This is a genomic window from Priestia sp. 53B2 (assembly GCF_056099005.1).
The window spans coordinates 962531-984863 of record NZ_JBLZXA010000020.1 but is presented as its reverse complement, the minus strand read 5'-3'; the positions used below and the strand labels follow the sequence as shown (position 1 = coordinate 984863).

Here is a 22333-nt window from a genome sequence, read left to right as displayed (position 1 = left end):
TTATATTAAGATCATTGTCCGCTGCTATAATAAAAAGTCCTGACTATATATCAGGACTTTTTACTTTATTTACACAAATAATAAAGCTGCCGTTTAGTTTCAATTGCTGTGTTTTTTACTAGTAATCTATTAGAGGATAGACTTACTTCCTAAATAACGAGGTGCCCAGTAAGAATTGCTTAACGATGCAATAGTTACACCCGTTGAACTTCCAGCATGAATAAACTGTCCGTTTCCAATATAAATTCCAGCATGTGAAGGACCTCCAGTAGTATCGAAGAATACGATATCTCCAATATTCGGGGTAGATGTACTTTTTCCTGACTGATACAAGGTAGCTACTGTTCGCGGTACAGTTACTCCACCTCCATTTTTAAATACATAATAAATGAAACCACTGCAATCAAAACCGTTTGGAGACGTGCCTCCCCAAACATATGGCACCCCTATGAATTTTTTAGAATAAGCAACAATATCACTAGCTTTCGCTTGCGTTGAACTATTAACAGTTGAAGAACCAGTGGTGCTAGTAGATGCGTTATTTAAGGCATTTAAAGTAGCCGGACCTACTATTCCATCCACAGCTAACCCATGATCCCGCTGAAAATTCATAACGGCAGTTTGAGTAATTGTGCCAAAATACCCTGTTGGTGTGGCGTTAAAGTAACCTTTTTCCTTTAACAGCTGCTGTACTTTTTCAACTTCATTACTAGTTATTCCATATTTTAGAAGTGTACTGCTTGTAACCGTACTTGTTGAATTAGCTATTAACGCTTTATATGTATTGGGTCCTACAATTCCATCAGCGGTTAAACTATGAGAACGCTGAAAGCTTAGAACTGAATCTTTTGTAATTGAACCAAAATAGCCAGTCGAAGTAGCTGAAAATATCCCCTTCTGTCTTAAAACATCCTGTAATTCTTTTACGTCTGGATCTGTCATACCTTCTTTTAATAGCTTGTCTCCTAAAGCTGCATGGCTTATTGTTGGTAAAACAATTAATGACGAGCATAGAGCTAATGAAGAAATTATCTTTTTCACTAAGTATATCCCCCGATGTTATATTTTTCTTGTTCTTGACTATAAAATTTTAGCAGGGAGAAAGAGAAAAGAAACAACCTATTTATGAATTTTTTGTGACATTTTCAAAAATCACTTGATTTATTAGGAGGTAATTATTTGTTTTGTAATATAAAGTATAAATATACTTATAATGGTTAAACCTGTTGTTCTTTAACCTCATTTATCTTTTTACTTATATAACGCCAAATTTTGAATACAATAAAACACCTTTCTATAATGGTGAACACCAAAAGGAAAGATAGGATGCCCTCGTAAAAAGATAGGAGGAATAATGTGAGCAAATTAGTGTTTTTGAAGCGCCGGTTTAAATACTTACTTCTTAAACTATTACGATTAAAAGATCATTCACATAAAGTTGCGCTAGGTTTTAGTTTAGGTTCTGTTGTGAACTTTGTTCCTACCTTTGGATTTGGCCTTATAATATCCGTAGGTTTAGCTAAATTATGTAAAGGAAACAGCATAGCAGGACTTATTGGTGGAATGTTTTTTATGTGGGCCTTTCCGTTTATGTTTTACTTGAATACAGTAGTTGGAGGATATATATTCCCAATCGATCTTGATCAAACTTTACTTCAGAATACAGATGAAGATTTAGATAATCGACTAGAACTAGGAGCAAAATTAGGAAAGAATTTTTTAACAGGAATGTTTCTTAATAGCTTCTTATTTGGGAGTATACTCTATCTTGTTAGTTATTATATTATAAATCAGTACAGAAGTTTTCTCTTACAGTACATTTATAAGAAATGGGTAGTAAAAAAACGTACTAAACAAACGTATTATTAACTCGATTTCAACATTTATTTTCTATTATAAAGCGACCTAATTTATATCAAAAATATAGCCAGTAAACTGAACATTTCTTCAAAAGGCATAAGAATAAATTGACCCATAATTAATACATGTGGTTACCAATTATGGGTTAAGGTACGGTCTTCGTTTCTGCTTTAAGGTGAATATTAGGGAAATAAAAGTTTACTCTCATTTTTTTGTTGAAAGTAGTACAGTCTGTATCCATCATTAACTTCCTTCTGATATTTAAGGAATTTGAGTATCGATGAAGGCCTTTTTCTTTTTCTGAGTGTGGAAAGAGTATCTGATTAGTGAAAGACAAATAATAAGCCTTCATATCGCGATGAGAGACTTTAAAGTCGCCGTAATAGGCACATTCGTCCTCTAGCTGGTTTAACTGAAATAAATTAAATCCATTCTCTTTTTAAAAAAGGGAGATAGTAGATTCTGTTCCTTGTTTTAAGTAAAAAGGAAAAACAAATTGAAAGAGAGCTCTGTTTATCTTTTTTTCTTGGATATCAATTTGCTGCTTTTGTTCTAATGTACTCCTTTCAACTTTATATATCATTTACCATTTTGTATCATAACGATTGATAGTAAACCTAATATATATTTTTTCTTTGTAAGAGTGCATTCAGTTTAAAAACTTAAAAACAATAAAACAGCTCCACATAAAAATAAGTAGCCATACTACGATAATAATTGAACCCGCAACCCAATTTTTAGGTCGTTCATTTTGAATGAGCTCTTCTGCTTTTATTGTGCAGTCCTTTATAACACTTGTAGGTAGCATCTTCAAAGCAAGCATAATTCCTAAAGGCACAATGATTATATCGTCAATATAGCCTAAAACCGGTATAAAATCAGGAATTAAATCGATTGGACTGAAGGCATATGCAACAACACAAGCAGTAAATACTTTGGTATACCAAGATACTCGTTCATCTTTATAAGCTAAGTATAAGATAAATAGCTGCTTTTTTAACTTTTTAGCCCATAGCTTTAATTGATTAAGCATGTTTCCTATTCTCCTTTTAGTGGGGGTTTTAGATAAGTATATCAGGAGATAGATATTTTCATTTTGCAATTTAAGAAAATATTGCATTTATTTTGGTAATCATTTGACTTAGCGACACTATTCTTAGCATCGCTAATTTATTGAAAATGGGTAAAAACGTTGCTGTATATCTGGACGGTTTGATGTAATATAAAAATTACTTTTATTCTCTTTGATACCTACATATTTCTCTTATTAATAAATTTAGAACTATAAAATAACTGATTAATGCAATCATCTTGATTTACAGCTAGTTTGGGAATAGCTTGAATAGGAACCCAATAGTATGAAAAGATTAATCCTGCATCTTCCCCTTTAGAATTAACCTTGTATTCCCACCGTTCTGCAGTTTTTTCTTTAACTTCTAAATAAAAAACATGTCGTTCATGATACTGGCTTTTACCTTCAGGATGATAAACATATGTTTTCAATTTTGTTACCGATAAAAACTCCATTAATCCAGATTCTTCTTTGACCTCCCTATATAAAGCTTCTTCAATTGTTTCTCCCTGTTCTACAGTACCTGCTGGAACTTGAACTCCTGCTTCTGGATAATCTTTGTGTTTGTAAACTAATAACTCTGTATGATGACCATTAAACCTAGTTATGTAAGCCATAACTTTTGTTATCATCGTTTTATCCTTCATATTCGCTTCCTCCTATATATAGATACTAACCTTACAGATTTCTTCATCAGCAAACAAACTTCTTTAACTCCCAAGAATAAATCAGGCATATTTTATTATATCTATTTTAATTGCAAAAATAATTAGTCTCAGTGTTGTCATAATAAGCTGCTTTTACGGAAGGTTAACTGGTATGGGAATTGGAATGGTTAGTTTTGCTATTCTGATAGGATCTATAATCATCATATCAGTAAGTGAAATAATAGGAAAAGGCAAGAATCAAATTGATTCTTGCCTTTTCTGTCTTTATTTTCTTTCAAGAGAAGGTTCTGATACATTTTCGTATTCTGTAATTTTACAGAGACGATTTTCATGACGGCCCCCAACAAATGGGGTTGTTAACCAAGTCTTCACAATTTCGCGAGCTAAACCTGGCCCAATTACTCGTTCCCCCATGGCTAAAATGTTCGTATCGTTGTGTTCACGCGTCATTTTAGCTGAAAAAACGTCATGAACAAGTGCGCAACGAATTCCTTTTACTTTGTTAGCGGCAATACTCATGCCAATTCCCGTACCGCAGATTAAAATTCCAAAATCCGCTTCTTCATTTGCTACTCTTTGGGCAACTGGAATCGCATAGTCCGGATAATCGACTGAGCTACTGCATTCACAGCCTAGATCTTCATATATTATGGACATTTCATCTAGCAGATTTATAATCTCTTTGCGAATGTTTATTCCACCATGATCTGAAGCAATTATGACTTTCATAAGATTACTCTCCTTGTTCAGCTATAGTCTTAATTAAAATTCTAATGATTTTTGGAGTCTCTTTTTCCCGATACGTTATTTCCTAGAACAATCCTCAGAACACTTCCCGTACCATGTTTTAACCCCTTCAGAGTTGTCTACATTCTCAATAACTTTCCCACATACTTGACAAACGATAGTTCCCTGCTTTACATTAACCTGCTTATTCATGTCTATTTCCTCCTTTTTAGTAGAAAAATTCGTTTGTATTCAAATCCATTTCTTTAGAGACAAATTCGTTTTATCTCTATTTTGATTAATCATTGTATGATAGAAAAGATATCCTTAAGCTAGAATGGTATCCAGTAAGCTGTATTTATCATCATTACTAGATAGCTTCGAATGAACTTTTTCAATATCTACATTGATTAAGTCGTTTTCTTTAATTCCTACAGCTCTGCCAGAATACCCTTTGAGTAATAATTCTACTGCTGTGATCCCCATTTTACTTGCTAAGATACGATCAAATGCGGACGGTTGTCCTCCTCTTTGAATGAAACCTAATATACTTGTCCTTACGCTAATATCTAATCGATCCTCGACATATTTTTGTAGGTCTTGAATATCGTACATTTTTTCAGTAATCAGGATTAGGTTATCTTTTTTACCATTTTTAATTTTCTCATTAAGCTTGAAGCAGATCTCTTCAAAGCCCAATTTTCTCTCTGGGGTTGAAATAATTTCTCCAGCTCCCGCTAAAGCAGAGTACAGGGCTAAATCTCCGCAATATCTTCCCATAACTTCTACAATGGTAGTCTTTTCATGAGATAAATCTGTATCCTTAATTTTACCGAGGCACTCTAATATCGTATTTAATGTAGTATCAAATCCAATTGAATAATCTGTGTAAGATAAATCATTATCAATCGTTGCCGGTATACCAATGACATTTACACCTAATTGATGTAATTTTTGTGTTCCTTTAAAAGAGCCTTCACCGCCGATTACCACTAAATGATTAATTCCATAATCCTTTAATATGCTTAAGGCTTTCATTCTGCCCGACTCTTTCATAAATTCTGCGCAACGGGAGGTTTTTAAAAATGTCCCTCCTTTATCCGCAATGTAGTCTACATTCGTAGAGGTTAATCTATGAAGTTTACCTTCTATTAAACCTTGGTAACCACCCTCGATTCCCATTACCTCTATATTATGATAATCAGCTGTTTTTACTACTACTCTAATAGCAGCATTCATTCCTGGAGCGTCACCGCCGCTTGTTAAAACTCCTAGCTTCATCATTGCCATACACCCCTGTTATTCTTATCCATGTAAGAAAGTTGTCCGACAGTCTCTAAAAACTAATTGTCCGCCCCTCCTAGTAGTACAAATTTCTTTCAAACAATAATCAACTAGTTTTTTCTAATCGATCGACTGTATTTTTTTTAATAGCTCTTCCTGATTGTTTTAATAAAAAGGCTACGATAAAGGACGCTACAAACATGCTAATACCTAGAAATGTCATACTAGCATTAAAAGATCCTGTTAGATCTTTAATGTATCCCACGATATATGGTCCAAAGAAACCGCCTAGATTACCAATACTATTGATAAGAGCAATGGCACCTGCAGCAGCAGCTTCCGTTAAGAAAGACGGTGGAATTGCCCAAAACGGAGAATATGCTCCGAACGCTCCGCAAAGACTGATCGTTAAGAATACAAATGATAAAACAATGTTCGTATTTGCCACGTAGCTACTGATAATCAATGCCACGCCACTTGTTACTAAGCAAGCAACTACGTGAAAGCGTCTTTCATTTTTCTTGTCAGAGTGGTTACTAACCAACATCATGGTTACCATTGCACAAACATACATTAATCCTAAAATCCACCCCATAGCATGTGTACTAAGAGAAGTAGTCTTAGACAACCCTTCTGAAATTGTCGGTAAAAACATGACGATGCCATAGTAGCCAACCATCCAGAAAAAGTATCCTAAAGATAGAGTTAATACGTCACGATCTTTTAAGGCCTGAGCGAATGTATAGTGTTTGGCTTCCTGCTTTTCTAACTTCTCTTTTGTTGTAACGTCGATTAACCATTTCTTCTCCTCGTTAGTCAACCATTTTACATCCTCCAGCTTATCGTCAAGATAGAAGAAACATATCACACCTAAGATCAAAGCTGGAATCGCTTCCAAAATGAAAAGCCATTGCCATCCAGCCATGTTTAACCAGTCGATACCTAATAAATAAGTAGAAAGAGGAGATCCTATTGCATTAGCACCAGGGATTGCAATCATAAAACCAGCAATTGCTTTTGCATGATGTTTTGTTTGATAAAAACCACTTAGATAAAAGACCATACAAGGGTAAAAGCTAGCTTCAGCAACTCCTAAAAGAAATCTTGCTGTATAAAACTGCCATGGTGTTTGGATAAAAGCCATTAAAATAGCAATTACTGCCCATGTAATCATTATTCTACTAATCCATCTTCTAGCCCCGACCTTCGTCATCATAGCACTGCCAGGTACTTCTAAAAGGAAATAGCCAAGGAAGAAAATCCCTGCCCCTAATCCAAAAACAGCATTAGAAAAACCTAAATCTTCATTCATTTGTAATGCAGCAAACCCGATATTCACTCGATCAAGTATAGATATGGTAAAACATAAAAATAGAAATGGAATGAGCCTTAATGTTACTTTTTTGGTAGTTGAACGTTCTAAGTTAATTGGATCCAAAATAATTCCTCCCTGGGTTACCATCTTTCTATTCTTCATACTCTTCGGTCTTTGACCCTAGTATTTACTCTAGGCTAATTGACAAAAAGGATTAAAAGTTTATATAAAAGATGATTGATCTATTTCTAAGTCTCAGTAAATCTAGTCCTTACTTCTGTAATCCCTTTCATATGGAAATATAAAAAATGAAAAAGCGAAGTATCCCCCTGTATTATTTATCATTTTAAAAAGTAAGAACTATTAGAAAATATCACGCACCAAAACCTTACTAGCGATATGAAAACACTATAAATCTACTTTCTATCCTAATAATCCAAAACATTTGTACTCTACAGTAACGGTAAAAACGCTTACATTTTCTAACCCTTCTGCTAATCTCTTCAACAAAATATCGAGCTGTAAAGAATAATGAATTTTAAGATTCACATTACCTCCGTTTTATAGATTTGCTACTTGTATACTAAGTTACCTTATATAAACAGTGTACTTACATACCTACTAATTGTCAATATAATTATTAGATTAAATATTTTCTTAATTTTCTTTTAAAAAAAAGAAATATACAGTTTGTTTGGAAAGAAAACACTGAATCTTACTCATTTTATGCTGTCTTTTCAACAGCAAAAAGACAGCTACACTTTAGCTGTCTTTTAACTCTATATTTGGTATTATTCTAATAAAAAATTAGTTGGAATTAAGCTTTCCAATAGCGATCATACAAGTTTCGCATGTGAAAATTCATAATTCTCACAGCTTCTTCTTCGTTATGTTGTTCAATTGCATTAATAAGTAATTTATGCTCATTAAAATTAACTTCTCTATAGTCAGGTCTAGTGACGGTTCGGTCTCTTATAAACTTCCACATTTCCTGCTGTTTCATCGCATTGCTGATAGCTGCCATAATACTAATAAATAAATCATTATGAGAAGCCTTCGCTATGCCATTATGTAGGGCTTCATCTGTTTCTGGTACATACACCCCTGCGTTCGTTTCTTCCTCCATCTTATCAATTGTTGCGCGCAGTTCCTTAATATCTTCTTCTGTAGCTCTCAAAGCTGCAAAACGTACAATAAGAGGCTCTATGTTCATTCTTGCTTCTACAATGTCTTCAGGGGAGGTAGATTCCGTTAAAAGTGTTGATTGAGAATTTTCAGCTTCTGTTTGAAAATCTTTAACGTATACACCTTCTCCTTGACGAGAATAAATAAAACCGTTCAATTCTAGGGCGCTAAGGGCTTGTCTAACAGGCACTCGGCTTACACCAAATTGTTCACACAGCTCCCTTTCAGCAGGGAGTTTGTCTCCTACTTGGAATGCTCCAGATTGAATTTCAGAAAGAATTTGATTATAAATTTGAATATATAATTTATTATTGGAAACTGGATTAAAACTAATGGAAATCACTTCTCTCTATAATTATTAACTCATTTTATTCATAATTAAGTAGACATAATTATTATATACTGTTCTATTTTTAGGGGCAACAAGCCTAGCATCTTCTAGCAAAAAAATCCTTATTTATGTAGTCAGTTTCTCATTTTACTAATGATTTTATCAATAAACAGCTATACAGGCATACCATAATGGCATGCCTGTATAACGAACCTGAATATTAATCCATATGTGAGCCACCGTTTATATCAATTTCTTCTCCTGTAATATACGAAGCTTCTTTTGAAGCTAAAAAGGCAATTGTAGCCGCGATTTCTTTCACTTCACCTGGTCTACCCATAGGAATACTATCAATCACAGACTTTGCATCTTCTTCAGGAAGGGACTTCCAAATTTCTGTATTAACCAATCCAGGAGCTACACAGTTAACCGTAATGCCATCTAAGGCTACCTCGCGCGCTAAGTTCTTTGAAAAACCTAGTACTGCTGCCTTAGATGCCGAATAGTGAGGTCCACCAAACACGCCTCCACCTCTTTTAGCCGAAACAGAAGACAGGCTTATAATTCGACCATACTTTTGATCTTTCATTGTTTCTAATACTGCTTGTGTACATAGAAACAACCCAAACATATTAACGTTAAAAACTTTTGTAATGTCTTCAAGCGTCATATCTTGAACGGTAACTTTTTGAGAAATCCCTGCATTATTAATTAAAATATCAATTCTGCCGAATTCTTCAAGCGTTTTTTTAACCATCGCATCGCAAGAATCTTTACTTGTTACATTTAACTCTATTCCTAAGGCTTTGCCGCCAGCTTCTTTTATTTCATTTACTGTATCCTGCACACCATCAAAATTAATATCTGCTATAACAACAGCCGCTCCTTGCTCTGCAAGTGTCAGGGCGATTGTACGTCCAATCCCTTTTTTGGAACCGCTACCAGTAATAATTGCTACTCTCTCTTTTAAATCAAACATATTATATTTCCCCCATCTTGTTAGCTTCTTCTATTTAATTTAGTTAGTCTTAAATCAGTTCTTTAGCTGTTTTGATAATATTTTCTACAGTAATTCCATTTAACTCTAATAGTTTTTCGTAAGGCGCAGATTGTCCAAATTGATCCTGTACACCAATTCTTCGAACCGTACCTTTTCCTTCTTCCGCAACTACTTCACATACAGCACTCCCAAGGCCATTTAAAATATTGTGATCTTCAACCGTAATGATTTTTCCGATATTTAAGCAGTCAACCACTGCTTCTCGATCTAAAGGTTTAATCGTATGCATGTCTAGTAATTTCACCGATATGCCTTGTTTCTCTAATTCTTTAGTTGCCTCTAAAGCAAGTCGTACTGTATCGCCGTTGGCAATAATAGCGATGTCGCTTCCATCTTTAATTTTTTTCGCTTTTCCAATTGTAAACTCTTCATTTTCATCGTAAATCATTGGAACGGTATCGCGAGTAAAGCGAAGATATATAGGTCCGTACACTTTAGCAGCTTGTTCTACTAGCTTTCTAGTAGAATAATAGTCAGCTCCCATAATGACGGTCATATTTGGAACCGATCTTAATACACCCATATCTTCTATAGCTTGATGACTTCCCCCATCATTAGCTGGCGTTAAACCGCCGTGTGAACAAGCAATCTTTACATTTAAGTTAGGGTAGCAGACTTCTTGTCTAATTTGTTCAAGCATTCTTAACGAACCAAAAACCGCGTAAGTGCTTACAAAAGGAATTTTACCAGTCGTAGCAAGTCCAGCTGCTAACCCAGCTGCATTTTGCTCTGCAATACCGACATTAATATGCTGGTCGGGTAATTGTTTGATAAAGTTTACTGTTTTACACGACTTTGCAATATCTACATCAATGACATAAATATTTTTATTTTCTTTCCCTAATTTTACGATTTCATCTCCAAAGGCTTCTCTCGTAGCTTTTTTTACTGTAAGATCTTTTTCTAGTATGCTCATTATCTTAAACCTCCTGCTACTTCTTCCATTGCTTGATGATATTGTTCTTCATTAGGAGCAACCCCGTGCCAATCAGCCACATCCTCCATGAACGAAACTCCTTTACCTTTTACCGTGTCACAGATGATGCATTTTGGTCTTCCATTCTTCGCTACTCTTACTTCATCCAATGTTTCTACAATCTCTTCCATAAAGTGTCCATTAATTCGCTTTGTTTCAAAACCAAACGCATCAAATTTTTTCTCTAAATCTTGCAATGGCATAATTTCATCACAAAATCCATCGATTTGAAGTCTGTTATTATCTACAAATACAATTAAATTATCTAATTGGTACTTAACTGCTGTTTGAGCAGCTTCCCAAATTTGTCCTTCTTGACATTCTCCGTCTCCTACTAAAGAAAAAACTCTATAGTCTTTAAAATCTCGTTTCCCTGCGATTGCCATACCTACGCCACATGAAAGTCCTTGTCCTAGTGAGCCTGTTGAAATATCAATACCTTTACACTTTTTCATATCTGGATGCCCTTGAAAAGGAGAACCGTATTCTCTTAACGTGTATATCGTTTCATAGGGAACGAATCCTCGTAAAGCTAAAGCGGAATATTGAATGGGACAAACGTGACCTTTAGAAAGTACAAATCTATCACGATCTTCCCAGTTAGGGTTGTGGGGATCAACATTCATTTCTTTAAAATAAAGCGCTGCCATAATATCAGCTGCAGAAAGTGAACCTCCTGGATGGCCAGACTGTGCTCCGTAAATCATTGTAAGAGCTGTTTTTCTTAATTGAATGGCTTTCTCTTTTAATTCTTCAATACTAATTTCTTTCATTTTAGTCACCTCATTAATTTATGACTTGCTGTTTTCTAAATGATATATTCATTAACATATAATTTAGTATACTTAGGTAACTTGTATACTAAGTATCTTTGTGACTTAAGTGTACATTTGAAATGCGAGTTCGTCAATAACAAGATTGAATTATTAGAATTTTTTTATTTAAAACAAGTCATTTTTGAAGGAACAGATGAATTCATCCGCCATTTTCTCTAAGATTTTTAAGCAAAAAAATAAGTACTGCTCCTATTTTAGAAGCAGTACTTATTTTTTATTGATTAATTAGTAAATTGTGTATATAACCAAAAGCTTTATCAAAAAACAACTATGCTTTTGCACTAGAATTATTGATGCTTATCATGTCTTGGCTACCAGATTTAATGTTTTTAGCTACTAGTATACCTACTATCCCCGATACTCCTAAAATAATAAAGATGTAGTTATAACTTGTAACGAGAGCAATAAGCGTGGACGAAATAATACTTCCGAAATAACGAAACGTTGAGTAAATGCCAGAGGCTGTACCAGATTGCTCTTTACTTACGGAGTCCAGCGAGGCAACCTGCATGCTTGTTAAACCTATTCCTGTAGAAAAACCTCCAATAATTAAAGCCACTATAAGAAAAAGAATAGATCCAACGTTCTCTAAAGATAAAAAAAGAATATTAGAGACAATAATCATAGCAAAAGAAAATCCAATCACTTTTCTAGAACTAAACTTATTGTTTAATAATCCACCTATCCAGCCGCTTAAAGACATTGAAATCGAAAAAACTGATAAAACAAGCCCTGTTTGCGCTGTAGATAAATGAAATTGAGACTTCATTAACAGAGGCATAATTAATAAAATCACATACATAACAAAATTACTAAGCATAATAGATAAATTAGCGCTTGTAAAAGTAGAATTTTTGAATAAAGAAAAATTGATAATCGGGTTTTCTGCCGAATTTTCTCTTTTGATAAACAAGATTGAAGATAAAATAAATATTATTCCCATTATTAAAGCCTTAGTAATTTCCATACCGTGTGTTAATAAGATCAACAAAGAAATACTAATTGCTAAATAGATGGAACCTTGAATATCTAAAGTCCTTGCTTGTTTTTTAACATTGGATTTAGGAATCATAACTATTCCACTGATTGAAGCTAAGAAAAGAAAAGGAACGTTGACCCAGAATATAGCTTCCAAGTTAAAGTTTTCAAGCAGTACAGATCCTAGCAATGGTCCAATTGCAGCACCCAAGCCCATTCCCATTCCAAATACACCTAAAATTTTAGGAAGCCGCTCTTTTGGTATCACATATCTAATAATGGCTATAGTGTTGGGCGTGAGTAAAGCTCCTCCTACTGCCTGCAGTGATCGAAAGATAATAAGGGAAATGAGATTAGTTGAAAATATACAGCCTAAAGATGCTATAAGAAAGAACACTGCGCCCCATAAATAGATATTTCTGTTTCCGTACAAATCTCCTAACTTCCCAGCGATTGGCTGAGTAACAGCCATTACAATTAAATAAATAGTTACTACCCACGAAATATTTGCAAGTGGTTCATTAAAATGAGCTGATATAGTTGATAGAGCAACGGCAATCATTGTCGAATTTATTGGTACAAGAAATGTCCCAATTAGTAATGAAATAATCAAGATAAGCTCTTTATGTTTACCCAAACATTATTGCCTCCTTTTAGTGGAGAGAAATTCCTTTTATAAACGTTTTTATACTGTTTTTTATCATATTTTGATAATCTGCATGTAAGGCTTTGTCTCCAAAATTTAGTTTATACATAAAATATCCCCAATACGTACTTAGGAAAATCTCTGCTTGTGTACAGCAATCTAATTCTTTGATATATCCTTTCTTTTGCATTTCTTCAAAGTATTCTTTTAGTATTTTTTTCGTATCATTAATTTTTTTTATAATTTCTTCGTGCGCCTGTGAGAAAATTAAAGGGTCTTTTAAAGCAATTGAAATCATGTCTTGGTTATTATCAAAGTCTTTTAGTAACAGGTAACCGAAATTCGTCAAATCTTTTTCAAGCTTCCATTCAATTGATTTATCAAAAATCCCAAGCGAAAAGCTTGTTGTTTTGACAATAGCTTGAATAATGCCTTCTTTATTGCCAAAGTGGCGAAAAACAGTTAATTCATTAACGCCAGCTTGTTCTGCAATTTCTCTAGTGGTAGTACCTTTATAGCCTTTTTCTTTAAGCAGTTCTATTGTAGCTTTTGTTATCTTCTTTTTTGTTTCATCTTTTTTCATGTTAATCATCCTTTATGCTTCCTGAATGTAAGTATTTACTTTCCATTAGGCAGTATATAAAGGAAAAAGAGCTGTTGTCAAATGGAAGCGAAGAGAATTATTTATTCATTTAAAAGCGTGACAATTCCATTCGTACCATCGACCATAACCATATCGCCATCTTTTAGCTTATCCGTACTTATTTTCGTACCAACCACTGCAGGAATTTCATATTCACGTGCAATTATTGCCGAATGAGAAAGGATACCTCCAGCATCAGTAATAACAGCCCCTGCAGTCTGAAATAAAGTAGTCCAAAGTGGAGTAGTGGTCTTACATACTAAAACATCACCTTTTTCCAACTTGGAAAATTCCTTCGTATTTGAAATGACTTTTACTTTTCCGGTATATGTTCCCGAGGAAGAGGCTAACCCTTTAATAGAATGTTCGCTGTTAGCGTCATTTTCCTCAATAGCTCCCATATATTTCTCAGCTTCTTTCAGCTGAGCTGGTTCAGGGACGCCGAAGTATCTAGGCAAATTAGACATTTGCTCATGTTCTGCATGTTCTTTTTTACGTTTCTCAACTAATTCTGTCACGTCTACTGGATTTTCTAAAAGAGACTCTAGCTCATCAAGATATAAGAAGAAAATATCCTCTTTCATTAGAAAAACATGATGATGTACTAGTAAATTACCTAGCTTGAGTAAGAATAAACGAGCTTTTGCATCCAACATTGCATCGATATAAAAATGATGGTCATCTCTTATAACGGATGCATCTAATGCCCACTGATAATATTTTTTAAACTCTTCTTTGTGTTTGCTATCCGCTATCTGTTCCAGAAATTCGTTATAGTTCTGTTCACGTTTCTTGACCGTTTGTTTGAAATTCTCATCAAAGTTGTAACCGTCATTAACATATCCTTGAATAATCGATAATGCGTGAAGAGGATTCTCTAGCCAAGTTTCTCCTACAAAATCGTGACTTACAACGTTTCGATATCCATACTGTTTTAGAAAAGTATCTAATTCAGCCATAAAGCTTTTCGCTGCTTTATTTTCCTCTAACTTCTTTAATAAAGTTTCTGTACATTCTTCTTCAAAGATCTTAGTAAGTTCCGCATCGACTTTAACTGTTAAAGCAAGTCTAGAAAGCTGTTGATCCGTTTCCAACGATTTGTTCACTTTCCCGGTCAATAGCTCATAAACATCATGTCCGGATTTTTTATTTGTAAGGTTTTTATAGCATTCTTCAACTTTAGTGTTTAAAGACATTTGAGGCATAACAATGTCAAAATGCAAATCATATGCCGTTTTATAAAAATCAGTCAAACTTTGAAGAATCTCTTTTCCTCTATGAAGGTTGAGGTTTTCCCCGGTAAAGCTATCTAATTTGTCATAGTAAGGTAAAAATTGTTCCTTAATCATTTGATTCATTCGTTTTGTTAGGATTGGATAAATACTTTCCATCAATTCTTTATTTTCTTGGAATCTTTTATTAGAATCTCCTTTAAAAGGCTCCGTTTTTGTATAGATATGACCTTTATAAAGTTTTAAATTAAGTCTATTAAACATAAACTTTAACTTTTTAAAACTAGCAGCTGTTCCTTCAGAAAATGCCGGAATAATAAATGAAGCATACAAAGGGCTAACAGCATGAGAAAAACTTGTGTCATTTAAAATCCAAAACTCTTCCATATTCTCGAAACTTAAAGATATATCTTGTTGGAAAGGAGTTAATTCTTTAGCTTCTGTTAATGTGGTAATCGCTCTTGCCTGTAATAGATATATTTGATTTTCTTGAATACCAAACTCTATGTCTACGGGATGTTGGTAAAGAGCTTCTACTTCTTTTGTTATTTCGGCCAGCTTAATAATTGTTTCGTTTGTTAAACAAAACCTTTGCTGCTCATCTTCCGTTGTTTCAATTTCTTCAACGCCTTCAGCAAGTGGAATTATTTTTACTTCCTTTAGCCCTTTTTCTTTCTCTATCTCAAAGGTTTGTTTATTAACCAGATAAACATCAGGTGTTACTAAGCCTGAGACGATTGCTTCTCCGAGTCCATAGCTGGCATTAATCATCATTTCTTTTGTATTATGAGTAACGGGGTTTTGGCTGAATATGACTCCCGATACTTCGGACTCAATTAATCCTTGAACAACAACTGCCATTGAAATTTCATCAAAATCAGCATACATATTTTGAGTATATTGTTCGACTCTTTCAGTGAAAAATGAGGCCCAGCATGCTTTCACTTTACTCAAAAAATCCTCGGTACTTTTCACATTAAGATAGGTTTCATACTGGCCAGCAAAAGATGCACCTTCTAAATCTTCAGCACTGGATGATGACCGAACAGCTACTGACGTATAAGAGCTTTTTAGGTTTTTGAATGCCTCTATGAGATCCGATTCAATTTCAATAGGAATTTCTCCGTGCAAAATTCTCTCGTGTATATTATCCGTTTGACGATTAATCCCATTCCATTCGATATATCGCTTTAAAGCTTCCGTTTGAATAACAAAGCCATCTGGAATCGGTAAATTTTCTTTTTTCATTTTTATAAGGTTTAAAGCTTTTGATCCAACTTTTTCATTCGCCTCGTCCACCTTTTGAAAACTTAAACTATACATTAAAAATATTCATCCTCCTACAAAACAATTTTAAAATGTAAGTAATTACTTACTTTATATTTATTTTAATTCTTTTAAATTTTTATGGTCAATAAAAAGTGGTAAAACATTTAAAAAATGCATATTTAGTTGTGCTTTATTTTAATTTTACTTAAATAATATTCCTCTTTTTTATTCCATTTTTTAACTTTTATTAGTCTTTTTTATTATAAAGTCTAAATAGTTAACCAATTAAAAGGTTAATAAAAGAAATGCAAAAAACCCCATCTAAATTAAGATGGAGGTTTTTCTCTTTTTATAGTTGGGTTAACCATTATCTCGGAGTGCTTACAAGCTTCCACTGGCTGAGTGTCAATTTTATCTTATACCCTCTAATATATAAATGAGCGCTATCAGATTTACGAATCATATGCGAAATCATAATCAAAAATCTCCTTTCTCATAGAATTATTTTTAATATAAAACTATTTTGGAAATCTTAACCTAAGCATAGCTCAGGATTGTAAACCATTTATTAATGACAAGAAAAGATTATGTAAAAATTTTAAATTACAGGGGAACAGCTCATTATTTATGTTTCAACTTCAGTAGATTGAGGTCTCTATATGTGTGAGTTCATTGACGGAGCAGAAACTGCAGTGAAGATTCAAAATCAAGTGGATTCCAATACTGTAAGGTAAATTAAAAGGATGGGCCTTTAAAGGCCCATCCTTTTACATAGCATATAAAAAATTTATTTTCTTAATAAAATTGCGATATTAACCATCTATAATGGTTATAAACAAGTATCAGTCCATTAAATTGACAAGCTACTATTTATGTTAGATACAATAGTTTCTAACTCCATCAAATCATCTATTACTACATCAGCCTGTGCAAGCTCAGCTTCTTGAGCAAAATCAAAATTGCACCCCACTGCCATTAAACCATTATCCCTTGCAGCATTGATATCAGATAGGCGGTCTCCTACTACTGCAGCGTATTTGATATCATATTTTTTTATAATCGTTTTGACTAACTCTCCTTTATCGAGGGTTTGGATTTGTTGAATACTAAATGTTTCTATTACCCAATTTTTCAAATCGTAATGGTCTACAATCGCTTCTAAATATTCTTTTAAACCGTTACTTGCTATGTAAATGGAACAGTTATGTTCTTTTAAATAGCTAAAAATCTCTTTTACATTGGGATATAAAGCACCTTTTCCTTTTCTTATATTTTCCACTAAGCTTTTTAAAAAATAGTCATCTGTATATTTTCTTATTTCATCTGATTGATTAGGTAATAAAGCTTCCCATACTTTTGGTAAAGGTACACCCATAATCTCACGATACTTATCAATAGGAGTACTAGTGTCCCATTGATTGATTGTACGCAAATGGTTAAAGGTATCATCAAGTGATAATTCTAAAATCTTATCTGTTTGAAACAGCGTTCCATCCATATCAAAAATCAGTGATTGCAACATTAAGTATCTCCCTCTTTCGGCAGTATTAAATATGTATTTATATATAATACCATAAAAAGGAAAATACAGTTATTAAAAACCATAATGAATGTTCTTAGCACAAAAAAGCACCTAATCATTTATGGGTGCTCTTTTTAACTTTACATACTTTGTTTGAAATAATAAATGAAAAGGTGGCCGCTATAATCGAACTTAAAAATGGATAATTAAAAGAAAAACCACTGACCGTTGAGTTACTCAAAGGCTGTGAAAGATCAGGTACATATGTAAGTGTAAGAAATAGTCCAGAAACAATTTGAAAAGCAAACAGTAACACTATAAAACTGCCAATAAACACTACATAATTTTTCAAAATGACTCCTCCAGTACTCTTAATTTATAAACCTCATATTATTTTAAAAATAGGGACGCAGCGATAAAACCTATAATTATTACAGCAATAAGTACACCTCGACCCTTCCAACTTAAGCTATCTGCTAAACCAGATAGGTTTCCGGCTTCACTTCTATTAAATGCATCATTAACATTTCCCGCTGGATTTCTTTTTATTTCTTCTTGTTTTAGCCTCTCTCTTCTTCTTTCAGGTGCTTCGTTATTTTCGCTCATTTTCACACCACCATTTTTAAAATGCTATAACATATTATGGTTAAAATAGTAAAAAAACCATCATAATTTTATTCTTATATATGATATAAGCTTTTATTTAACATACTGAGTGTTAAATAAAAGTAAAAAAGAACCTTCAGTGGAAGATCCTTTTTAGGGTTTATTGAACTAGTACATACATTAGCTCTAACGGAACTTTTATTATAAACAACGTAATCCTAAAAATGCTTTTATTCTCTAAATTGTTAAGCCTTTCATCCAATCATAAATTCTCCAAAATTATAGACGCCTATATTGAAGACTCACTTTATACTGCTAGACATAAACATAGAGGCATCTTGATTCATAAAAATCTTATGACCATGATGGAAGGTCTTTATTTTTATTGATTTAAAACCAATTTCATCTAATATTTTTGTCAGTTCGTTATGTGCAAAGCCGTTGTGAACTTTCGGATGATTGATACTATGGTTTTTATCAAAATCGACAATAATCAGCTTTCCGTTATCATTTAAAATATTAAATAATTCTTTTAAGATTTTTTTAGTATCTGGGACATGAAGAAGGACTAATGACATTAAAATTATATCTGCCTTAAGTTCAGGAGTTTCTTGAGTGAAATCTGAACAAAGTACTTTGGAATTCGTAAGTCCTTTGTGAGAAATCTTAGCTTTCGCCACCTCCAACATTTGTTCAGATGAATCAACCAACAAAATAGAGTCAACTACATCCGATAATTCTAAGCTAACTAAGCCCGTACCGCTCCCATAGTCTATTAAAGATTTTGATTCACTTTTGGATAATTCTTTCCTTACTTCCTTCACGATAATTTTAGCCAATTCAATTCGTTCTTCTGAATCATATCTTTTTGCAATTCTTTCAAAAACACTATTTTCCATGTTCTTCTCACTTTCTTAGTTCTATTTATAAAACGTTAAAGCTATATAGGACTCATTATAGCCCAAAATAAAAAAAGTAAGATAATACTATTTTTTTTTGAAACATTTTGTATGTAAGCTTATTTATGTAAAACATCTTCTTTTGTAATTACTTTTTCATAAATTAATGGTTTAGTTCCTGCTTCTGGCAAAAGATAAATAAAGACAGTAAACGTAAGCTGGAGGATTGAAACTACAGCCAAAAATAGAAAAAGACGTTCCCTGTTCTTAAACCATATTACTAAACATAAAACTAGGGATATTAAAGACAAAAATAAAAAAAGAAAAAAGCTATATGAATAAGGAATACTATAATGATAAGAAATATCTAAAAAGAAAAATATTATATAGAGAAGTATAAAAGTTGACGGTACTACTTTAGTAAACGTACTCAATAGAAAAATCCTTTCTATTTATTTATTTTAGATTTATAGCTTACACATAATCTCTATGCTAAAAGGTTATAGCTGTTTCAGTATTTCTTCTAACTTTTCTTCAATATCAGCTTCTAAATGATTTTTTAACAAATCATACAAAGTGCCTGTCCCTTTAAAATATCCACTAAAGTAATACCACAATTGGATGTAATGAACGTATGCATCTTCTTCATCTGTAAAGCCATCAAAGTTTATTGCCACTTGGGAACGATATTCTTTTTCCAGACACTGCTCCGAACTTAGATTTGGCAGTTGGTCGCCATCAATATCTCGACACACCCATATTTTTAAGTTCTGCTTACCATCATGTTCAAATATATTTCTATATTTGTGCTGAAGAATTTCACTGTATGCCTCTCCTACTTCTTCCAACTTCACTATATCTTTTTTTAAATTCTCATTTATTTCACTCTCAGGGACTAAAATGTATTTGTCATCTGTTTCCTGATTCTGTTTATCCATAAATAGCTTTTTCAATTTATCAAACAAGCTTTTCCCACCTATCTAAAAAAATAATATAAGCATGTTAAATTCGACTAAAGAAATCTTATTTCCTTCTTCGAGCTCTAGTCGTCATAACTAATATGATATCAGCTACTCCCTTAATAGTGGATTGTTTTACTAGAGTGCTGATTTTCTGACATACTTGTCATTCGATATTTTTTACAGCGAGCACATATGTTAAAGTGTAAAGTAGTGAAGCGAAAGGAGTAACGACAACATGGCTCAACGAATCGTCAATATGTTTTTATCTGTTTTAGCTGCTTATGGAACGTTAATTTTAACCAAAAACATGAGCATTGCAGATAATATCTTTGTGACACAGATTGTTCGTCTGATTATTTGTGTTGTAGCTGTTATCATTGTGACAGGAATTACTACATACATTTTCAGAAATAAATCTTCTAATAAATAAAAGGGCCGCTATTTAGATAGCTGCCCTTTTTATTTTCCTTAATTTCTATTGTATGTCTATTTATAACAGCCATTAAAATTTTTGAATTTCCTGCCATAATTTACTCATCCCTTTTTCATTTGTTATTTACATACATGTATCGTTAATAACTCATTTATCTCTTTGAACATGTTCCCCGGTATTATTTGATGAAAACATGATAACTTTTTCTTGATAATAAAAAGAACGGGCAAAAATAATCGTTGAATTATACAAAGAAACAGGCTCTTTTTTTAAAAAAAGTTTGAAGATGATACGAAGCAGATTTTATATATATACAGTTTGACAAGTGATCACTTTAAATATTTTCACTTTTTTGACATATACATCTAATTTGATTAATACCTAATTAGATGTATATCGAATTAGAGGAAGAAGGTATTAAGCTATGCAATTAGATAAGTTGGTGAATTACCATAAAGCCGTTGGTGACCCTACTAGAATCAGAATTATTTCACTATTAAAAAAAGGAACTCTTCACGGGCAAGCAATTGCTTACAAACTGGGGTTACAGCCTTCAACTATCACTCATCATATTTCCAAACTAAGAGATGTAGGAATTATTTATCAAAGAAGACAAGGAAACATCATTTATTTTTATCTAGACCTTGAAAGACTTGAATATAACTCAAAAGCTATTTTGAGGATTGGAGATGAAGGGATGAAAAATCAAGATAACAATTTACAGGATAAAGAGAAATTATCTATTGTTAAAAATTTTATAAACAGTGACGGTACTCTAAACATTATTCCAAGTCAAAGAAAGAAAAAGAACGTGATATTAGCCTATTTAATACGTGATTTACAGCATGGAAAAACGTATCCAGAAAAGGAACTGAATGAACATATAAAAAAATATCATGAAGATTATGCAACGATTCTCAGAGAGTTAATTATGCAGCATTTTATGTATAGGCAAAATGGAGAATACGAGTTAAATCCGAAAGAGATGTGGCCTGTTATCTTTTAAAATGGACGTAAAAACGTTCATTTTTTAATCTTTCTAATTCGATAAACATCTAATTAGTCTGTGTTATTTCAAATAGAATCAAAGTAAAAATGTAATTTCCAAAATGAAAAAAGCCAACGTTTTGGTAAGCATGTGACATTAATTTCATTCTCCTATGTGCTGGCACAGCAGCCATATTAGCTTGCTTGCTGCTTACCCTAAAAGCATCTGCTATGAAAAAAATCATAGAACTTCTGTATGCAATAAGGATTATCCTCTACCAGTTAAATTAGTGAATAATCCTTATTTTTTAAAACTATAAAAGTGTTTTAACCATAATGAAGTCTATTTGTTCTTCGTCTCCCATATAAAACGAGTGAGATCCAGTTTGAACAAACCCTTGTTTCTTATAAAAAGCAATCGCATTTTTATTTTTTTCCCATACGCCTAACCAAATTTTCTTTTTATTAAGTGTCGTTGCTATCTCTACTGCTTTATTAAATAAATGTTTACCAAGCCCTTGTTTTTGAAAGCTGTTACCTATATAAATTCTTTCAATTTCAAGGGTTTCTTCCCCCATCTCTTCAGACTGAGCGTCATCCGTATTAACCTTTAAATAACCTGCAATTTCATGATTAACATACATAAAAAAGAATTGCGAGGATGCATTGGATAGTTCTTTTTCTAGCTGTTCGATTGTAAATGCTTTTTCTAAATAAGCTGTCATATTTTCTTGTGAATTCTGATCTTTAAATGTCTCATGAAATGTTTTATAGCTAATATCTTGAAGGTGATTTACATCTTCAAGAATACACTTTTTTATATGCACCATCACTGACATGCAC

Annotated in this window: 24 protein-coding genes; 3 read left to right on the top strand and 21 right to left on the bottom strand. The window is 33.0% G+C overall.

The window, feature by feature from the left end:
* Positions 1-129 precede the first annotated feature (129 nt).
* Positions 130-1041: a C40 family peptidase gene (locus tag ACN6NE_RS19125; RefSeq protein ID WP_129707512.1), complete on the bottom strand. Its 912-nt coding sequence runs from the start codon at positions 1039-1041 to the stop codon at positions 130-132.
* 315 nt (positions 1042-1356) lie between these two features.
* Here ACN6NE_RS19125 and ACN6NE_RS19120 point away from each other — a divergent pair, with 315 nt between their 5' ends.
* Positions 1357-1869 (top strand): DUF2062 domain-containing protein, encoded by a 513-nt coding sequence (locus ACN6NE_RS19120; RefSeq protein WP_129707510.1) that lies wholly within the window; start codon positions 1357-1359, stop codon positions 1867-1869.
* 640 nt (positions 1870-2509) lie between these two features.
* On the opposite strand, the gene ACN6NE_RS19115 is transcribed toward ACN6NE_RS19120, so the two are convergent.
* The 19 genes from ACN6NE_RS19115 to ACN6NE_RS19025 form a co-directional block, all read right to left on the bottom strand.
* Positions 2510-2893 carry a YkvA family protein gene (locus ACN6NE_RS19115; RefSeq protein WP_129707508.1) on the bottom strand — a complete coding sequence of 128 codons (384 nt, stop codon included), beginning with the start codon at positions 2891-2893 and terminating at the stop codon, positions 2510-2512.
* Between the two features lie 218 nt (positions 2894-3111).
* The gene (locus ACN6NE_RS19110) at positions 3112-3579 is read right to left on the bottom strand and encodes an NUDIX hydrolase (RefSeq protein WP_129707506.1); all 468 of its coding nucleotides are present in this window, start codon (positions 3577-3579) and stop codon (positions 3112-3114) included.
* Positions 3580-3864: 285 nt separating this feature from the next.
* Complete coding sequence (rpiB, locus tag ACN6NE_RS19105) at positions 3865-4329, bottom strand: ribose 5-phosphate isomerase B (RefSeq protein WP_057241977.1); 465 nt, start codon at positions 4327-4329, stop codon at positions 3865-3867.
* A gap of 75 nt (positions 4330-4404) precedes the next feature.
* Positions 4405-4539, bottom strand: a complete 135-nt coding sequence (locus tag ACN6NE_RS19100) for a GapA-binding peptide SR1P (RefSeq protein ID WP_107917869.1) — start codon at positions 4537-4539, stop codon at positions 4405-4407.
* A 114-nt stretch (positions 4540-4653) separates the two neighbouring features.
* Positions 4654-5610, bottom strand: coding sequence for a 6-phosphofructokinase (gene pfkA / locus ACN6NE_RS19095; RefSeq protein WP_474326561.1), 957 nt, complete (start codon positions 5608-5610; stop codon positions 4654-4656).
* A 106-nt stretch (positions 5611-5716) separates the two neighbouring features.
* Positions 5717-7048 carry an MFS transporter gene (locus ACN6NE_RS19090; RefSeq protein WP_129707502.1) on the bottom strand — a complete coding sequence of 444 codons (1332 nt, stop codon included), beginning with the start codon at positions 7046-7048 and terminating at the stop codon, positions 5717-5719.
* A 300-nt stretch (positions 7049-7348) separates the two neighbouring features.
* Positions 7349-7474, bottom strand: a complete 126-nt coding sequence (locus ACN6NE_RS19085; protein WP_474326558.1) for a hypothetical protein — start codon at positions 7472-7474, stop codon at positions 7349-7351.
* 268 nt (positions 7475-7742) lie between these two features.
* Positions 7743-8453 (bottom strand): FadR/GntR family transcriptional regulator, encoded by a 711-nt coding sequence (locus ACN6NE_RS19080; RefSeq protein WP_129707500.1) that lies wholly within the window; start codon positions 8451-8453, stop codon positions 7743-7745.
* Positions 8454-8661: 208 nt separating this feature from the next.
* The gene (locus ACN6NE_RS19075; protein WP_430128641.1) at positions 8662-9420 is read right to left on the bottom strand and encodes an SDR family NAD(P)-dependent oxidoreductase; all 759 of its coding nucleotides are present in this window, start codon (positions 9418-9420) and stop codon (positions 8662-8664) included.
* A 49-nt stretch (positions 9421-9469) separates the two neighbouring features.
* Positions 9470-10417, bottom strand: coding sequence for a transketolase family protein (locus tag ACN6NE_RS19070; RefSeq protein ID WP_129707496.1), 948 nt, complete (start codon positions 10415-10417; stop codon positions 9470-9472).
* On the bottom strand, positions 10417-11268 hold the full coding sequence (locus tag ACN6NE_RS19065) for a transketolase (protein WP_306461255.1): 852 nt from the start codon (positions 11266-11268) through the stop codon (positions 10417-10419). Before ACN6NE_RS19065 ends, ACN6NE_RS19070 begins: the two co-directional genes overlap by 1 nt.
* Before the next feature lie 313 nt (positions 11269-11581).
* Entirely contained in the window at positions 11582-12928 is a 1347-nt protein-coding gene (locus ACN6NE_RS19060; RefSeq protein ID WP_129707492.1) for an MFS transporter, read from the bottom strand.
* A 16-nt stretch (positions 12929-12944) separates the two neighbouring features.
* A complete protein-coding gene (locus tag ACN6NE_RS19055; protein ID WP_474326555.1) occupies positions 12945-13520 on the bottom strand; it encodes a TetR/AcrR family transcriptional regulator in 576 nt (191 codons plus the stop codon).
* A gap of 101 nt (positions 13521-13621) precedes the next feature.
* Positions 13622-16135 carry a PEP/pyruvate-binding domain-containing protein gene (locus tag ACN6NE_RS19050; RefSeq protein ID WP_129707488.1) on the bottom strand — a complete coding sequence of 838 codons (2514 nt, stop codon included), beginning with the start codon at positions 16133-16135 and terminating at the stop codon, positions 13622-13624.
* Between the two features lie 796 nt (positions 16136-16931).
* A complete protein-coding gene (locus ACN6NE_RS19045) occupies positions 16932-17603 on the bottom strand; it encodes an HAD hydrolase-like protein (RefSeq protein ID WP_129707486.1) in 672 nt (223 codons plus the stop codon).
* A gap of 115 nt (positions 17604-17718) precedes the next feature.
* Positions 17719-17955: a hypothetical protein gene (locus tag ACN6NE_RS19040; protein ID WP_129707484.1), complete on the bottom strand. Its 237-nt coding sequence runs from the start codon at positions 17953-17955 to the stop codon at positions 17719-17721.
* 38 nt (positions 17956-17993) lie between these two features.
* The gene (locus tag ACN6NE_RS19035; protein ID WP_129707482.1) at positions 17994-18209 is read right to left on the bottom strand and encodes a DUF6366 family protein; all 216 of its coding nucleotides are present in this window, start codon (positions 18207-18209) and stop codon (positions 17994-17996) included.
* A 302-nt stretch (positions 18210-18511) separates the two neighbouring features.
* On the bottom strand, positions 18512-19108 hold the full coding sequence (locus tag ACN6NE_RS19030; RefSeq protein ID WP_474326551.1) for a class I SAM-dependent methyltransferase: 597 nt from the start codon (positions 19106-19108) through the stop codon (positions 18512-18514).
* 500 nt (positions 19109-19608) lie between these two features.
* Complete coding sequence (locus tag ACN6NE_RS19025) at positions 19609-20073, bottom strand: hypothetical protein (RefSeq protein WP_129707476.1); 465 nt, start codon at positions 20071-20073, stop codon at positions 19609-19611.
* Positions 20074-20305: 232 nt separating this feature from the next.
* Here ACN6NE_RS19025 and ACN6NE_RS19020 point away from each other — a divergent pair, with 232 nt between their 5' ends.
* Both ACN6NE_RS19020 and ACN6NE_RS19015 read left to right on the top strand, forming a co-directional pair.
* Positions 20306-20500 (top strand): hypothetical protein, encoded by a 195-nt coding sequence (locus tag ACN6NE_RS19020; RefSeq protein ID WP_013082531.1) that lies wholly within the window; start codon positions 20306-20308, stop codon positions 20498-20500.
* Between the two features lie 427 nt (positions 20501-20927).
* On the top strand, positions 20928-21509 hold the full coding sequence (locus tag ACN6NE_RS19015; RefSeq protein WP_474326547.1) for a DUF2087 domain-containing protein: 582 nt from the start codon (positions 20928-20930) through the stop codon (positions 21507-21509).
* A 295-nt stretch (positions 21510-21804) separates the two neighbouring features.
* Here ACN6NE_RS19015 and paiA read toward each other — a convergent pair whose 3' ends face one another.
* Positions 21805-22329, bottom strand: coding sequence for a spermidine/spermine N(1)-acetyltransferase (paiA, locus tag ACN6NE_RS19010; protein ID WP_474326544.1), 525 nt, complete (start codon positions 22327-22329; stop codon positions 21805-21807).
* Positions 22330-22333 lie beyond the last annotated feature (4 nt).

Coding starts and splice junctions, on each gene's coding strand:
- pfkA (WP_474326561.1), bottom strand. CDS start 5,610: ATGATGAAGCTAGGAGTTTTAACAAGCGGCGGTGACGCTCCAGGAATG.
- ACN6NE_RS19055 (WP_474326555.1), bottom strand. CDS start 13,520: ATGAAAAAAGATGAAACAAAAAAGAAGATAACAAAAGCTACAATAGAA.
- ACN6NE_RS19075 (WP_430128641.1), bottom strand. CDS start 9,420: ATGTTTGATTTAAAAGAGAGAGTAGCAATTATTACTGGTAGCGGTTCC.
- ACN6NE_RS19070 (WP_129707496.1), bottom strand. CDS start 10,417: ATGAGCATACTAGAAAAAGATCTTACAGTAAAAAAAGCTACGAGAGAA.
- ACN6NE_RS19020 (WP_013082531.1), top strand. CDS start 20,306: ATGGCTCAACGAATCGTCAATATGTTTTTATCTGTTTTAGCTGCTTAT.
- ACN6NE_RS19030 (WP_474326551.1), bottom strand. CDS start 19,108: ATGGAAAATAGTGTTTTTGAAAGAATTGCAAAAAGATATGATTCAGAA.
- ACN6NE_RS19100 (WP_107917869.1), bottom strand. CDS start 4,539: ATGAATAAGCAGGTTAATGTAAAGCAGGGAACTATCGTTTGTCAAGTA.
- paiA (WP_474326544.1), bottom strand. CDS start 22,329: ATGTCAGTGATGGTGCATATAAAAAAGTGTATTCTTGAAGATGTAAAT.
- rpiB (WP_057241977.1), bottom strand. CDS start 4,329: ATGAAAGTCATAATTGCTTCAGATCATGGTGGAATAAACATTCGCAAA.
- ACN6NE_RS19110 (WP_129707506.1), bottom strand. CDS start 3,579: ATGAAGGATAAAACGATGATAACAAAAGTTATGGCTTACATAACTAGG.
- ACN6NE_RS19015 (WP_474326547.1), top strand. CDS start 20,928: ATGCAATTAGATAAGTTGGTGAATTACCATAAAGCCGTTGGTGACCCT.
- ACN6NE_RS19035 (WP_129707482.1), bottom strand. CDS start 18,209: ATGAGCGAAAATAACGAAGCACCTGAAAGAAGAAGAGAGAGGCTAAAA.
- ACN6NE_RS19045 (WP_129707486.1), bottom strand. CDS start 17,603: ATGTTGCAATCACTGATTTTTGATATGGATGGAACGCTGTTTCAAACA.
- ACN6NE_RS19115 (WP_129707508.1), bottom strand. CDS start 2,893: ATGCTTAATCAATTAAAGCTATGGGCTAAAAAGTTAAAAAAGCAGCTA.
- ACN6NE_RS19050 (WP_129707488.1), bottom strand. CDS start 16,135: ATGTATAGTTTAAGTTTTCAAAAGGTGGACGAGGCGAATGAAAAAGTT.